The organism is Rhodoferax sp. (genome assembly GCF_030653815.1).
Taxonomy (GTDB): Bacteria; Pseudomonadota; Gammaproteobacteria; order Burkholderiales; family Burkholderiaceae_C; genus Rhodoferax.
The window spans coordinates 128,155-142,777 of record NZ_JAURYQ010000006.1; the positions used below are offsets into that span (position 1 = coordinate 128,155).

At 61.1% G+C, this 14,623-nt stretch carries 14 protein-coding genes; 9 read left to right on the top strand and 5 right to left on the bottom strand.

From position 1 onward, the window contains the following. Positions 1 to 39: 39 nt before the first annotated feature. Positions 40 to 300 (bottom strand): hypothetical protein, encoded by a 261-nt coding sequence (locus tag Q7U49_RS01725; protein WP_304762024.1) that lies wholly within the window; start codon positions 298 to 300, stop codon positions 40 to 42. On the opposite strand from Q7U49_RS01725, the gene Q7U49_RS01730 reads away from it, so the two are divergent. The 6 genes from Q7U49_RS01730 (at position 292) to Q7U49_RS01755 (ending at position 5,377) form a co-directional block, all read left to right on the top strand. Beyond that, positions 292 to 2,001 (top strand): L-lactate permease, encoded by a 1,710-nt coding sequence (locus Q7U49_RS01730; protein WP_304762025.1) that lies wholly within the window; start codon positions 292 to 294, stop codon positions 1,999 to 2,001. The two genes, Q7U49_RS01725 and Q7U49_RS01730, sit on opposite strands and share 9 nt — an antisense overlap. Before the next feature lie 27 nt (positions 2,002 to 2,028). Then, on the top strand, positions 2,029 to 2,487 hold the full coding sequence (locus Q7U49_RS01735) for a universal stress protein (RefSeq protein ID WP_304762026.1): 459 nt from the start codon (positions 2,029 to 2,031) through the stop codon (positions 2,485 to 2,487). A gap of 124 nt (positions 2,488 to 2,611) precedes the next feature. Further along, the gene (locus tag Q7U49_RS01740) at positions 2,612 to 3,208 is read left to right on the top strand and encodes a MarC family protein (protein ID WP_304762027.1); all 597 of its coding nucleotides are present in this window, start codon (positions 2,612 to 2,614) and stop codon (positions 3,206 to 3,208) included. Positions 3,209 to 3,242: 34 nt separating this feature from the next. Beyond that, positions 3,243 to 4,349 carry a DUF3108 domain-containing protein gene (locus Q7U49_RS01745; RefSeq protein ID WP_304762028.1) on the top strand — a complete coding sequence of 369 codons (1,107 nt, stop codon included), beginning with the start codon at positions 3,243 to 3,245 and terminating at the stop codon, positions 4,347 to 4,349. A gap of 57 nt (positions 4,350 to 4,406) precedes the next feature. Further along, the gene (locus Q7U49_RS01750) at positions 4,407 to 4,715 is read left to right on the top strand and encodes a DUF3567 domain-containing protein (protein WP_304762029.1); all 309 of its coding nucleotides are present in this window, start codon (positions 4,407 to 4,409) and stop codon (positions 4,713 to 4,715) included. A gap of 50 nt (positions 4,716 to 4,765) precedes the next feature. After that, complete coding sequence (locus Q7U49_RS01755; protein ID WP_304762030.1) at positions 4,766 to 5,377, top strand: LysE family translocator; 612 nt, start codon at positions 4,766 to 4,768, stop codon at positions 5,375 to 5,377. On the opposite strand, the gene Q7U49_RS01760 is transcribed toward Q7U49_RS01755, so the two are convergent. The 4 genes from Q7U49_RS01760 to Q7U49_RS01775 all read right to left on the bottom strand — a co-directional run bounded on the left by Q7U49_RS01760 (position 5,374) and on the right by Q7U49_RS01775 (position 10,614). Continuing rightward, complete coding sequence (locus Q7U49_RS01760; RefSeq protein ID WP_304762031.1) at positions 5,374 to 8,439, bottom strand: EAL domain-containing protein; 3,066 nt, start codon at positions 8,437 to 8,439, stop codon at positions 5,374 to 5,376. The genes Q7U49_RS01755 and Q7U49_RS01760 overlap by 4 nt on opposite strands. A gap of 104 nt (positions 8,440 to 8,543) precedes the next feature. Then, a complete protein-coding gene (locus Q7U49_RS01765) occupies positions 8,544 to 9,089 on the bottom strand; it encodes a phasin family protein (protein ID WP_304762032.1) in 546 nt (181 codons plus the stop codon). A 300-nt stretch (positions 9,090 to 9,389) separates the two neighbouring features. After that, positions 9,390 to 10,235, bottom strand: a complete 846-nt coding sequence (locus tag Q7U49_RS01770) for a creatininase family protein (RefSeq protein WP_304762034.1) — start codon at positions 10,233 to 10,235, stop codon at positions 9,390 to 9,392. 31 nt (positions 10,236 to 10,266) lie between these two features. Next, entirely contained in the window at positions 10,267 to 10,614 is a 348-nt protein-coding gene (locus tag Q7U49_RS01775) for a zinc ribbon domain-containing protein YjdM (protein WP_304762036.1), read from the bottom strand. A gap of 49 nt (positions 10,615 to 10,663) precedes the next feature. Here Q7U49_RS01775 and Q7U49_RS01780 point away from each other — a divergent pair, with 49 nt between their 5' ends. The 3 genes from Q7U49_RS01780 (at position 10,664) to hemE (ending at position 14,399) form a co-directional block, all read left to right on the top strand. Next, positions 10,664 to 11,023: a DUF167 family protein gene (locus Q7U49_RS01780; protein ID WP_304762037.1), complete on the top strand. Its 360-nt coding sequence runs from the start codon at positions 10,664 to 10,666 to the stop codon at positions 11,021 to 11,023. Between the two features lie 54 nt (positions 11,024 to 11,077). Further along, positions 11,078 to 13,219, top strand: a complete 2,142-nt coding sequence (locus Q7U49_RS01785; protein WP_304762038.1) for a protein-disulfide reductase DsbD — start codon at positions 11,078 to 11,080, stop codon at positions 13,217 to 13,219. A gap of 64 nt (positions 13,220 to 13,283) precedes the next feature. Then, complete coding sequence (gene hemE, locus Q7U49_RS01790; protein ID WP_304762039.1) at positions 13,284 to 14,399, top strand: uroporphyrinogen decarboxylase; 1,116 nt, start codon at positions 13,284 to 13,286, stop codon at positions 14,397 to 14,399. The last annotated feature ends 224 nt before the right edge of the window (positions 14,400 to 14,623 follow it).

Below are 14,623 nucleotides of genomic sequence, written 5' to 3' on the forward strand. Positions count from 1 at the left end.
GTCTTTGGGCAATACTGGTCATACCACTTGCATCATATTTCAAAACCTGATTGAAAATATTGCATCAAAACGCAGGGTAAACCCTAGTTCCACGTCAAAATCCAGATTGTTACAGTTATCAACTGGTAATACCAATTTACCAAACAACAAAAAGAAGACAAACCATGCGCCATTTGATGGACGTCCTGGCGCGCATTCCTTTTTTTCCCATTCAGCAAGGAGTATTTCCATCATGAACACCTGGCGGTCGATCCCTCTCTTTTCACAACCCTCAAGACGCAGGAGGCCATCATGAATCAAACCATGCTTTCCTTGCTGGCCTTTGCGCCACTGGTGCTGGCCGCCGTGCTGCTGGTGGGTTTCAACTGGCCCGCCAAACGTGCCATGCCGGCCGTGCTGGTGCTCAGTGTGGTGATTGCCCTGGGCGCCTGGGGCATGTCGACCAACCGGGTCATCGCCTCGATATTGCAGGGCCTGATCCTGACCGGCGCGGTGCTGTGGATCATCTTTGGCGCCATTCTGCTGCTCAACACCCTGAAGCATTCAGGCGCGATCAAGGCCATCCGTGGCGGCTTCGCCAACATCAGCCCGGACCGCCGGGTGCAGGTCATCATCGTGGCCTGGCTGTTTGGCTGCTTCATTGAAGGCGCTTCCGGCTTTGGCACCCCCGCTGCGGTGGCAGCACCCTTGCTGGTGGCGCTGGGCTTTCCGGCCATGGGCGCGGTCATGCTGGGCATGATGGTGCAGTCCACCCCGGTGTCTTTTGGCGCGGTCGGCACGCCGATTGTGGTGGGCGTGACGGGGGGTCTGGACAAAGCCGGCATCTCAAGCCAATTGCTGGCCAAGGGCTCGGATTGGGATGTTTTTTACCGACTCATCACCTCGGAGGTGGCCATCACCCATGCGCTGATCGGTTTTGTCATTCCGCTGCTGATGTGCGCCATGCTGACACGCTTTTTTGGTGCCAACAAGTCCTGGCGCGAAGGCCTGGCGATTGCACCGTTTGCGCTCTTCGGCGGACTCGCTTTTGTGCTGCCCTACGCCGCGGCCGGTGTTTTTCTGGGCCCCGAATTCCCATCGATCATCGGCGCCCTGGTGGGTCTGTCGATTGTGGTGCCTGCCGCCAAAATGGGCTTCTTGTTGCCCAAGAAAACCTGGGACTTTGCCGAAGCCAAGGACTGGCCGGTGCACTGGATGGGCAGCATCGAAATCAAACTTGACCAATTGACCGCCAAGGCCCCCATGTCGGTCGGCCTGGCCTGGCTGCCCTACCTGTTGCTGGCGGGCCTGCTGGTGCTGTCGCGCGTGCACCCCGGCGTCAAGGCCTTCTTTTCCAACAACCTGGTGCTGGGTTGGTCGAATATTCTGGGGGAAAAAGGCTTGTCGGGCAGCATCCAGTTTCTGTACCTGCCCGGCGGCATCATGATCATGGTGGTGTTGGCGACTTTTCTGCTGCAGCGCATGAAATTTTCGGAGCTCAAGGCGGCGGTGGGTGAATCGTCACGCACCCTGCTCGGTGCCGGTTTTGTGCTGATGTTCACCATTCCCATGGTCCGGATCCTGATCAACTCAGGTGTCAACATGGCCGACCTGCCCTCGATGCCGCGCGCCATGGCCGAACTGGTGGCTGGCGCCGTGGGCAGCATTTACCCGTTTTTTGCCCCGTCGGTGGGCGCGCTGGGGGCCTTCATTGCCGGCTCGAACACGGTGTCGAACCTGATGATGGCGCAGTTCCAGTTTGACACGGCGCAACTGATCGGCGTTTCGGGTGCCCTGCTGGTGGCCGTGCAGGCCGTCGGGGCCGCTGCGGGCAACATGATCGCCATCCACAACGTGGTGGCGGCATCGGCCACGGTGGGCTTGCTCGGGCGCGAAGGCACGATTCTGCGCATGACCATCATCCCGACGCTCTACTACCTCGTCGTGGCGGGCGTGCTGACCATGATCGCCATTCATGGCCTGGGAGTCACCGACCCGATGATGTTGGCGGTCAAGCCTTGATCCACTTTATTCCCCAGGAGTTCATTCATGTGTAAACGTATTTTTGTCGCCATCGACGGCAGCACCACGGCCCGGGCAGCGCTGGTCGAGGCCATCCAGTTCGCCAGCCTTCCGGGCATGAGCCTGTGCATAGGCACCGTGCTTGACACCGGGATGCTGAGCAAGAACAGCATGGGTATGGGCGCCCTGTTCGACATCGACCAGGTCAAAGCCGGTATGCGCCAGGCCGCCGAGACACTGCTTGACGACGCCATGGACAAAGCCAAAGAGGCTGGCCTGGACCCTTTCCGCATTCTGGTCGAGTCAGACAACAAACGCGTCGCCGACATGATTGTGGAGGCGGCCGGCCAATGGGACGCCGACCTGATCGTGATCGGCACCCACGGCCGGCGCGGCTTTGAGCGCATGGTGATGGGCAGCGTGGCAGAAAACCTGGTGCGCATTGCCACCACGTCGCTGTTCCTGGTACGCAGAAAAGCGGCCTGAACCCCTTGGTCTTACCGTCTGCTGCGCCCATCGCAAAGCGCAGCGGGCGTGTCGGCTGGCAACTCAGGGAGCTGCCAGCCTCAAGCCTGCTATCCTGTTGCCACCGACAGCCCTTGCAGCGCGCATGAACTACACCTTTGCCTCCGCCACCATTTTGCTGATCCTGATCACCGATCCGATCGGCAACATCCCGATTTTCGCCAATGCCCTCAAGCACGTGGCACCCGAGCGACGCGCACGCGTCATCCTGCGTGAGGTGCTGATTGCGTTTTTGCTGCTGCTGACCTTCATGTTCATTGGCGAAAGCTTTCTGCGCGTGATGAACCTGAGCGCGCTGTCGCTGCAGATTGGCGGCGGTGTGATCCTGTTTTTGATCGCGCTGCGCATGATTTTTCCACCGCCCAAGGTGGAAACTGACGAACCTCCGGGTGAACCACTGATCGTGCCGCTGGCCATTCCTGCCATTGCCGGACCGTCGGCGCTGGCTACCGTGCTGCTGCTGGTGTCACAAGCGCCCGAAAAGCGGATCGAGTGGATCGCGGCGCTGTGCGTCACCATGACGGTCAGCGCGGTGGTCCTGGTGCTGGCCGAGCGCATCCAGCGCGTGGCGGGTGACCGCTTTGTGGTGGCACTGGAACGGCTGATGGGCCTGGTGCTGGTGGCCGTCTCGATCGAGATGATGCTGCGCGGTATCAAGACCTTCGCCTCACAACTGACATGAGCCTGGCCCGCCGAAGCAAGCCCGCGCGGGCGCCATGAACTTGAAAATCTGGCTGTCACTGACATTGGCGGTGTTGCTGCTGCACCTGGTCCTGCTGCAAACGCTGCCTTTGACTCGGCCCTTGACCCGAGCGCCAAGCGAGCCCACGCTGACCACCCGATCTGTCTTGTTGACTCGTACACCCACGCCTGGCGCAGTCCGGGCAGCCACCACACGACAAGACCAAGCCAAAACACCGGCCGCCAAAACGCCCGCCCGCCAACCCGTCGCCCAAGCCGAACCGACGCCTGAATCGGCCATATCCAACACCGTGGCGCCCGCGCTGGGCGCCGTTGACCCTGGTGCAGCCACTGCCCAAGCGCCAACACAAGCACCGGCCGAGTCCCCGGCCAGCGTCGCCTCCGCGCCTGCCGTGGCGGCCATCAGTCCCGCCAGCGCGCCTGAAAGCACCACAGAACCCCAGGCGTCGGCCCTTCCCACAACCGAAGTCGCTTTCAATCCCGACAGTCTGCCAGCCTCGGTGAAGCTGACGTACCAGGTCGAAGCCAACAAGTTTCCGTACACGCTGAGCGGTGAATTTTTATGGCAAAAGCTGGACCAGGGCTACCAGGCGCAACTGAGCATCAGCACGCTCGGCCAGACACGGGTGCAAACCAGCCGCGGCCAGATTGACCCCTTTGGCCTGGCTCCGGAGCGCTTTTCAGACAAATACCGCAGCGAGCTGGCCGCCCACTTCAACCGCGCGCAGGGTCTGGTGAGCTTCAGCGCCAACACGCCCAGCCTGGTCTTGCAGCCCGGTGCCCAGGATCGCCTGAGCGTGCTGGTGCAGCTGGCGGCCCTGGTGGCCAGCGCACCACAAAACTTTGGCCCTGGCACCACGCTGCAAGTTCAAACCATTGGCCCGCGCGATGGCGACCTGTGGCTGTTCATGTTTGGCAACATGGAAACCCTGGAACTCCCCGGCGGCCCCCAGCAGGGCTTGAAGCTGGTGCGCCAGCCGCGCCAACCCTACGACCAGAAACTCGAAGTCTGGCTGGCCCCCGGCCTGGCCTACCTGCCCGCCCGGATCCGCATCACCGAAGCCAATGGCAATTATGTGGATCAGAAATGGCTGGCCTCGCAAGCGGTCGACGGCCCTTGAATGGCGCCAAGCGGTGCCCAAGTACAAGCTCTTTGGGATTCGTGGATAATTTGACGCATGCACACGCTTTACGACTCTGAGACCTATTCCGTCACCCACATGCTGGCCAACGCTGTCACGGCAGAGCTTCAGCCTGATGACATGAAGGCGGGCGAGCAATTGCTGATCGTGCCGCAGCTGGTGCGCCACGGTTTTGAAATTGTCGACAAGCGTGCCAACAAGGAGGTCTACCTTGACGGCTCCTGGGCCGAGCTGTTTCAACAGCAAATCTCGGCTTGGCAAACCAAAACACCCACCCAGGAAGAAGTCGAAGACACGCTGGAGCAATACGCCGAACTGGCACAAAATCCGGTCGTGGTGCATTGAGCCACCCGATCGTTCATTGCAGCGCACCCTGAGTCCGGGATGATGGCCCCATGAGCGGCGCTGAGATCACCGCACTGCTGCTGCTGTGCACGGCAGTCAGTTTTACTCCTGGCCCCAACACCACGCTTTCCACCGCACTGGCGGCCAATTTTGGCCTGCGCCGTGCGCTGCGTTTTGTGCTGGCGGTCCCGGTCGGCTGGGGTTTGCTGCTGAGCCTGTGCGCCAGCGGTGTGGGTGCACTGGTGGTGAGCCTGCCGCCGCTGCGCCTGGGCGTCAAAGCGGCAGGTGTGGGTTACCTGATCTGGCTGGCCTGGAAGCTCTGGCAGGCGCACCAACTGTCTCAGGCCCAAGGCAGCCAACTCAACGTGACATTCTGGCAAGGTGTGATGCTGCAGTTTCTCAACATCAAGGCCTGGATGCTGTCGCTCACGGTGGTGGCCGGCTGGCTGGCCGGGCGCGACGACCTGTGGGCACGCTTTGCCGTGGTGCTGCCCTTGCTGCTGGCATTTGCCCTGGCCAGCAATCTGAGTTACGCGCTGGTGGGCACGCTGCTGCGCCAGTGGCTGGCCGACCCGCAACATGGTGGGCGACGCCTGCGCTGGTTCAACCGCTGCATGGCGATGGTGCTGGTCGCCACGGCGTTGTGGATGGCCACGGTTTAAGCCGAGCGCGCAGCAAGAGCCACGTCCGCCACACCCCACACCGGGTTTTGCTGCCAGTGCTGCAGCCACTGCGGAAAAGCCTGTGCCGGCAGGGGCCGCGCAATGGCATAACCCTGACCCAGCTCACAGCCCATTTCCAGCAACCTGCGGCCATGCGCTTCGGTCTCGACCCCTTCCGCGATCACCCGGCGATTGAACGCATCCGCCAGACCGATTACCCCCCGCAAAATGGCCAGGTCGTCCGGATCGTCGAGCATGTCGCGCACAAAGCTCTGGTCCATCTTGAGCACACTGACCCTCAGGTGCTTGAGGTAGCTCAGCGAGGAGTAACCCGTGCCAAAGTCGTCCAGCGCAAACAGAACACCCAGGCGGTGACAGTCATCAATCAGTCGCGAGAGCCCCGCCAGGTCACTGAGGGCGCTGGTCTCCAGAATCTCGACTTCGAGCTGCGCCGGCCGGATCTGCGGATGCGCCGCCAGCAAGGTCTGCAGGAACGCGACGAAATTGCCTTGCTGGAGTTGCCGTGCGCCCACGTTGACGCTGACATTGAAGCTCTCCGGCAGGACCAGGCCGTCGTTCTGCCAGTGCTCCATCTGGCTTAACGCAGTGTCCATCACCCACTCGCCCACCACCACCGCCAGCGCATGCTCCTCAATGACCGGCAAAAACAGGGCTGGGGCGAGCAAACCCCGATCCGGGTGTTGCCAGCGAATCAACGCTTCCACGCCAATCACGGCACCGGTGCGCATATTGACTTTGGGCTGGTAATAAAGCAAGAATTCCTGGGCGGCCAGTGCGTTGCGAATGCGTTCCAGGCTCTCAAAATGACCTCTTGTGCTGCGGTCATTTTCCGCATCGAAAAAGTAAAAGCGATTTTTGCCAGCGAGTTTGGCCAGGTACATCGCCTGGTCGGCCTGGCGCAGCAATTGGTCGGCCTCCACAGCTTCGACCTGCGGATAAAAGGTGACCCCCAGGCTGGCCGAAATTTGCAATGAGACATCGCCCAGTTGCACCTCCTCGCCGGCTGCGCTGAGCAGGCGATCGAGCAGCGGCACCGCCGCCTGACTGTCATCCAGATCGATCAACACAGCCACGAATTCGTCGCCCCCGATGCGCGCCAGGGTATCGCCCTCGCGCAGCGCCAGTTTCATCCGGGTGGCCACGTGGCGCAGCAAATGGTCGCCAAGATCGTGGCCATGGCGGTCGTTGATGTTTTTGAAACCGTCCAGATCGAGGTAAACCACCGCCAGCTGCTGGCAGCGCCGGATACTCTGCGCCATGGTCTGGTGCAACCGGTCGGCCAGCAACACCCGGTTGGGCAAGCCTGTGAGCACGTCGTAATGCGCGATGCGCTCGAGCTCCTTTTCATGCTCCTTGATGGGCGTGATGTCAGAAAACAGGGCCACATAGTTCTGCACCTGGCCCTGCGCATCAAAGACCGCCGAAATATTCAGCAGTTCCGCATACACCTCGCCATTCTCGCGCCGATTCCAGATCTCACCGTACCACTGGCCGTCGCGGTGCAAGGCTGCCCACATGGCTTGGTAAAAATCGGGCGTCTGATGACCCGAACTCAGGATGTTGGGCGTTTTCCCGAGCGCCTGCGCGCGAGAAAAGCCAGTGATGCGACTGAAAGATTCATTGACATCGATGATGGTGCCTGCAGCGTCGGTGATCAGGATGCCCTCGCGGGCATGGGTGAACACATTGGCCGTCAGCAGCAGCCTCTCCTGGGCCTTCTTGTGCTCGGTCACGTCCTCTGAAATGCCCAGCAGGTATTTCATTTGGCCGTCGCCACCCCGGATACCCACCTTGCGCGTGTGCAAAAACCGCACACCCTGGTGGGCTGTCTGGACCGCCTCGATCGGAGTGTCCTGCACGCCCGACTCGCCCTCCAGGACCGTCCGGTCCTTGCGCATGAAGTCCTCCGCCTGCACCGACGGGAAAAAGTCCAGATCGCTCTTGCCAATCAGGTCATCGCGACCAAAGCCCAGCATATTTTCACCGGCGCGGTTCAACAGCACAAAACGCAAGCTGCGCGCATCTTTGAGAAAAATCATCAATGGCGCGTTTTCCACAATGGCCTCGGTCAGCGTCTTGGCGTCCAGCAAGGCCTGTTCAGAGCGCTTGCGCTCGGTGATATCGCGAAGAAAGGCCACCACATGCCCCGCTTCAAGCGCATGGAGTTGGACACTGACTTCCACATCAAACACCCGGCCATCCTTGGCAAGGTGCCGGGTTTCAAAACGGTCCGAGCCCACGGCCAAAACCTTTTGAATGTGCGCAAGACTCAGCGCCTCGGACTCGCCGGCCTCGAACTGGCTGACATGCATGCCCAACAACTCGGGCACGGTATAGCCACTCATGCGCGCATAGGCCTGATTGACTTCAAGCAAGCGTCCTTGCAGGTTGGTCAACCAAAAACCATCCATGGCGGCTTCCAGGATGCTGCGGTGTTGGTGTTCGCTTTTGCGTAAGGCAGCCACGGCTTGCGCCACAGCATCCTGACTCGACAGCATCTTGCCAAGCAGCAGGGTCAAGAGCGGAAAAGCCAGCATGATCGGCAGCCCCAGGCTCTGCAGCGTCCGCCAGCCCAATGGGGCCGGCAAGGTGGCCATCAGCGACAATTCGGTGAGGTGCACCACAAGCCCAAGCAGCAGCAACTGGGGCAAGCGAATGGGCTGCTTGGCGCTGGACCAGCGTCGGTAAAAATACCAGCCCCAGACGGCTGCAGACACGATCACCAGCACGCCCATGATCACGCCCGCGCCGCCCAGAGGCAGCCGGTAAGCCAGGGCCAGCGCAGCCGCAACACCAGCCGCCAGGGGGCCAAAGAACAAGCCGCACAGGCTTAAGGTGACCGTGCGTGGATCAAAAATCAGGCCCGACCCCAAATCCATGGGCGCCACCATGTTGATCACCGTGGCGGTGCCGAACAGCAGGCCTTGCAAAATGGCCTGCCGCGTGGCCGATTCCTGGCTGCGCCTGATCAAACCCGAGGTCAACACCATGGCCACCAGAATGGCCATGTTGTAGGTGAGCTCAAGAGCGACAGACAGCACGATTAGACCTTGTCACAGTTTGTAATTGGCGTTCATTCTATGCCGGAAGCCCAAAAAAAAGGCACCCGAAGGTGCCTCTCATGCTGCCCGCAGGCAGTGCGTGATCACGCCTTTTGAGTCACTGCGGCGGCAGCGCTGAGGGCTTGCTCGGTCACGGCAGCCATGTTGCTTTCAGCCACGGCCAGGGCCTTTTTGGCCGAGCTTTGAGCAGAGTCAATGGCGGTCTGGCTGGAAGCCAAAGCACTCTTGAACACAGCGACAGCCGACTCGGTACCGACCGGTGCATTCCTGGCCACGTTTTCCACCACCTGGTTGAACGCTTTCTGTGCGTCAGCAGCCTTGCCTTCGAAGGCCTTGCTGAATTCAGCGCCGGTTTCAACTGTGATGCCGTACACGTGGCGGCTGTAAGCCACCGACTTTTCAGCCATGGGGGCGAGCAGACCGTTCTGCAGGGCCATGGCTTGCTGCAGGTCTTTGGCCGCCAGAGTGGCTTGGGCGTGGCTGAAAGATTCAGTCATCAAGGCCTTGGCGGCAGCCAGGTTCAACTCAACCAGCTTTTCCAGGCCAGCGAAAGATTTGGTGGCCAGTGCCTGGGTGGTGTCGAAAGCGGCTTGATTGGTGGCGGTGATTTGGTCAGCAGTGATAAACATGGTAGTTCCTTTTAAATGGGGTTGATTGCGTTGTAACGTCCGGATAAGCGGTTTATGTTGCAGTGCAGCATGAGTTGAATTATAGGGAAAACCCAGGGCTTTTCAAGTCTTTTTTGTTGCAGTGCAGCAAAAAAGTTAAGGGTATGACTCTAGGAGCCAGGGCGGCAGAGCGTCCTGCTGCGTGTCCCCCGCCCTGCGGGCTCCTCCTTTTACCTGCGCAGAACGCTCTGCCGCCCTAACTCCTAGCGCCACAGAATCAGCGCCGTCCCCCATTCAGCGCCAGCAGGTCGCGGGGGGCCATTACCCGAGCGCGGGTCGGTCCAACAGCGTATTGGCCGGCAAGCGGTCCACTTCCACCAGCAGTCTGGCCAGTGCATTCCCGGCGGCATCAACCAGGGCCTGGCCTTTTTCTGCCGTGGCATTGGCGGCATGGCCCACCGCCCCGGCGGGGTTGTAGTCCTGTGTTTGCCAGCCCAGCTTGGCACTTTTGCCGTTGCCCAGAATCTCAAAAGCGCCCGCGCGCGCCTGCGCCCTTGACTCAAAATGGCGCGCCTGCGCCATGTCCACGCGGGCCGGGTCCAGCGCCAGCATCATCGAGGTCTCGATGTCACCGCCGTGGATACCAAAGCGGTGTTCTTCAGCGCTGAATAAAGCATGGACATTCCGGCCCTGCGCGTCCGCGAGCGGCAAATTAAACCAGCTCACACTGTAGACCAGCATGTCCAGCCGCGCGCGCAGGTCGCGCGCGACCAGGTCCATCACACCGACATGGCCACCGTGGCTGTTGAACAGCACCAATTTGCGGATGCCGGCGGCGGCCACCGACTCGGCAATGTCGGTCCATAGTCGCAGGATGGTCTCATTTTTGAGGGTCAACGTGCCGGGAAAACGCGCGTGTTCCGGGCTCAGGCCAACCGCCTGCGTCGGCAAAAAAAGCACCGGCACATCGGCCGGCAGCTGGTCCAGCGATGCCGTGATGATGCCGTCGACCAGCACCGTGTCCACGCTCAGCGGCAGGTGCGGGCCATGCTGCTCGGTCGCTGCCACGGGCAACACCGCGATGGTGCGCGCGGCCAGGCCACTGGCGCGCAGACGCTCAAAATCAAGCGTGGTCCAGTCAGCCCAAAAGCGTGAAGAGGTGGTCATGGTGGGTTTGCAGCGTGAGAAAAATTGCGGCTCAAGCCTTTTTCATGAACTCGGCCTTGAGCATGAACGCGCCCTGCTCGGTCTTGCAGTCGACCTCATGGTCCCCGGCGCCTTCAGGCAAGCGGATGCCTTTGATCTTGGTGCCCTTTTTCAGCACGATCGAGGACCCCTTGACCTTCAGGTCCTTGATCAAGATCACCGTGTCGCCATCGGTCAGCGGGTTGCCATTGACGTCCTTGACCGGACCACCGGCTTCCTCGCCTTCCGCGACAACCGCCGCCTGGGGCCACTCAAAACCGCAATCCGGACAGACACAGTTGTCACCGTCCGGGTAGGTGTTCTCGAGGGTGCATTGGGGGCAGGCAGGCAAGTTCAACATGGTGGTTGGGAGCAAAGAGCCGAATTGTAGAGCCCGCTATCATCCGCGCATGACCAAAAAACATTCACGCCACATCACAGGAGACAGCTTTTTTGCCTGGGATGGCGACGTGCTGGTGGTCAATATCCTGGGCAAACCCAGTGCCAGCAAGGATGCCATTGGCAAACCCAAGGGCACCCAACTCAAGGTCAGCGTCACCGCCAAGCCCCAGAACGGCAAGGCCACCGACCACATGCTGCGTTTTCTGGCGCCGCTCTTTGGGGTGAATCTGGCTGCCATCGAGGTGGTGTTTGGCCAGGAAAACGTCAACAAGCAATTGCGCATCAAAGCCCCGACAAAACTGCCCGCTGTATTTAACGAGCCCACAGAACAGGCGTCGCTTTTTGGCGCTGATGCTGCTGTCCACTAAAAAGCTCAGCTTAGTCCGCGGAACTTCAAGACTCCTTCAGCCTCTCACTGCACCATGACCCTTCTGAAACATCTGACGCGCCCTTTTTCTGCGCTGTTTTTCCTGGCAAGCCTCGCGCTACCGACCGCCGCCATGGCACAGAACAGCCCCAAGAACACCTTCACCACCGAGCAGGTTCAGGCTGAACTGATGGCGCACGCGCCCGATGGCGTGGATCCCGGTAAAACGGTCTGGGTCGGGCTGCAACTACAGCACCAGCCGGATTGGCACACCTACTGGAAGAATTCTGGCGACTCCGGCCTGGCCACCAGCCTGAGCTGGACCCTGCCCGCCGGCGTGCTGGCGGGCGACATCGCCTGGCCGCTGCCTGTGAAGATTCCGATCGGCAATCTGGCCAACTATGGTTACAAAGATACTGTGCTGCTGCCGGTACCTCTGACCATCACGCCAGACTTCAAGCCGTCCGTATTGAACCCCGAACTGGAGATCAAGTTGCAAGCCAGCTGGTTGGTGTGCAAGCTCGAATGTGTCCCGCAAGACGGTGACTTCGTGCTGCGCATCCCCGTCAAGGGCTCCACCGCCATCCATGGCGCCGCTTTCGATGCCGCCTTCAAGGCGCAACCCGAGGCGCTGCCGCAAGCGGGTAGCGTGGCCATTGAGAACCGCACGCTCAAGGTGTCGGTGATTGGCCTGCCCGCCAGCCTGCAGGGCCAAACGCTGGAGTTTTTCCCGGAAACCCCGGAAATCATCGAGACCGCAGCCAAATGGAAGCAAAGCTGGCAGGGGGCCGTGTGGACGGCTGCCGTGCCGATGGCCAAGCACCGCAGCAGCGACCCGACCGTGATGCCGCTGGTGCTGGTCGCGCAGTTGGGCAAGGAGCAGGTGGGCTTTGTCACCCAAGCCAAGGTCACAGGCACTTGGCCCGCCCAGGCAGCACCGTCTGAGGTGGCCGCAACCACACCGGGGCCTCCGTTGGCACCCCCCTCCAACCTGCCCTCCTCGCTCTGGCTGGCGCTGCTGGGCGCCCTACTGGGTGGCATGATCCTGAATCTGATGCCCTGCGTGTTCCCGGTGCTGGCCATCAAGGTAGTTGGTTTTGCCCGACACAGCACAAACCAGCGCCGACAACGCGTCGGCGGCCTGGCCTACAGCGCCGGCGTGGTGCTGTCCTTTGTCGCGCTGGGGGCGCTGATGCTGGCCTTGCGTGGCGCCGGCGAGCAGTTGGGTTGGGGGTTTCAGTTGCAGTCGCCCGGCGTGGTGGCGGCGCTGGCCGTGCTGTTCACCGTGATCGGCCTCAATCTGGCCGGTCTGTTTGAGTTTGGCCAGTTCGTGCCTTCCAGCGTGGCCGCGCTGGAAGCCAAAAACCCGTCAGTGGATGCATTTTTGTCGGGCATCCTGGCCGTGGTGATTGCTTCACCCTGCACCGCGCCCTTCATGGGTGCGTCGCTGGGCTTGGCGTTGGCGCTGCCCGCCACGCAAGCCCTGGCCATCTTTGCCACCCTCGGGCTGGGCATGGCGCTGCCCTACCTGGCAGCCAGTTGGTCGCCGGCCTTGGCCCGCCTGTTGCCGCGTCCGGGCGCCTGGATGGCCACTTTCCGCCACGCCATGGCATTCCCGATGTTTGCCACCGTGGTCTGGCTGCTCTGGGTGCTGGGCCAGCAAAGCGGCATCAACGGCGCCGCCAGCCTGCTGGCACTGTTGCTGAGCCTGGCTTGGGTCATCTGGGCGCTGGGTTTGCGGGGCCGCAGTCGCCTGGTGCTGGCAACACTTTCGATGGCGGCGCTCGCTTTTTTAGCGGGTTCCATCGGCCAAAACATCATCACACCCTTGGAAAGCAACAGCACCACAACCAGCACGGCGCTGTGGCAACCCTGGGCGCCGGGCAAGGTGGATCAGGCACTGGCCAGTGGTACCCCCGTGTTTGTCGACTTCACCGCGGCCTGGTGCGTGACCTGCCAGTACAACAAGACCACCACACTGGCCAGCGCCGAACTGCTGGCCGACTTTGCCGCCAGAAATGTGACGCTGCTGCGGGCCGACTGGACGCGCCGAGACCCCACCATCACCGCCGCGCTGGCGCAGTTGGGGCGCAACGGTGTGCCGGTGTATGTGCTGTACCAAAACGGCCGTGCGCCGGTGGTGCTGTCAGAAATCCTGTCAGTGGCGGAAGTGCGCAGCGCACTGGCCCGGCTTTAGTCTGACCCGCAAGCTTTTATCACCCCGGCGCCTGAGGGTCGCGGCGCAATGCGACAATCCCGTCATGAATTCCACGCCCACTTCCTCTTCTTTCGCACCCCTCCAGAACGACACCTTTCTGCGCGCCTGTTTGCGCCAGGCCACTGACTACACGCCGATCTGGATGATGCGCCAGGCCGGACGTTTTTTGCCCGAATACCGCGCCACCCGGGCCAAGGCAGGCAGTTTCATGGGCTTGGCCACCAACACCGACTTTGCCACCGAAGTCACGCTGCAGCCGCTGGAACGCTTCCCGCTCGATGCCGCCATCCTGTTCAGTGACATCCTGACCGTGCCCGATGCCATGGGCCTGGGGCTGTCATTTGCGCTGGGCGAAGGCCCCAAATTTGCGTCGCCCGTGCGTGACGAAGCCGCTGTGGCCAAGCTGCAGGTACCTGACATGGACAAGCTGCGTTATGTGTTTGATGCCGTGACCTCGATCCGCAAGGCGCTCAACGGCCGCGTGCCGCTGATCGGTTTCAGCGGCAGCCCCTGGACACTGGCTTGCTACATGGTCGAAGGTGCGGGTTCTGACGACTACCGCCTGGTCAAGACCATGATGTACAGCCGCCCGGACCTGATGCACAAGATGCTGCAGATCAACGCCGACGCGGTGGCGCTTTACCTCAACACCCAGATCGAAGCCGGTGCCCAGGCGGTGATGATTTTTGACAGCTGGGGCGGTGTTCTGGCCGACGGTGCGTTTCAGGAATTCAGCCTGGCCTACACCCGCCGGGTGCTGTCGCAATTGCACCAAGAATACAAGGGCGCACGTATTCCCAGCATTGTCTTCACCAAGGGCGGCGGCTTGTGGCTGGACGAAATGGCGCAACTGGACTGCAATGTGCTGGGTGTCGACTGGACCGTGAACCTGGCCAAGGCTCGCGCGCAGGTTGGCGCCAGCAAGGCCTTGCAAGGCAACTTGGACCCTAACGTGCTGTTTGCACAGCCAGCGCAAATCGAGGCTGAAGTACTCAAGGTGCTCCAGGCTTTTGGCACCCCGCACCGTGGTGAGGGCGCCGGCCCCACCCACATTTTCAATTTGGGCCATGGCATCAGCCAGCACACCGAGCCTGCGCATGTGGCCGCCCTGGTGCAGGCAGTCCACCAGCATTCACGCCAAATGCGGCTTGCCAGCTGACGAACCTGGTGAACCTGGCGCACCGGAGGAAAACTTGCCCGGACCCGTCTGCTAGCACTTTTTTGCCTGCTTTACCAGTCCTGAACGACAAAATAATTTGTCACTTATGCACAAAAATAGGCATAAGCCAGAGTCTGTACTTTTCCTTCTGCTGGCTGACTCCAAAAGCCATGCAAGTTGCAAGCCATTGATTTATATAGGTTTAAAAATTTGCCTTTTTTCTA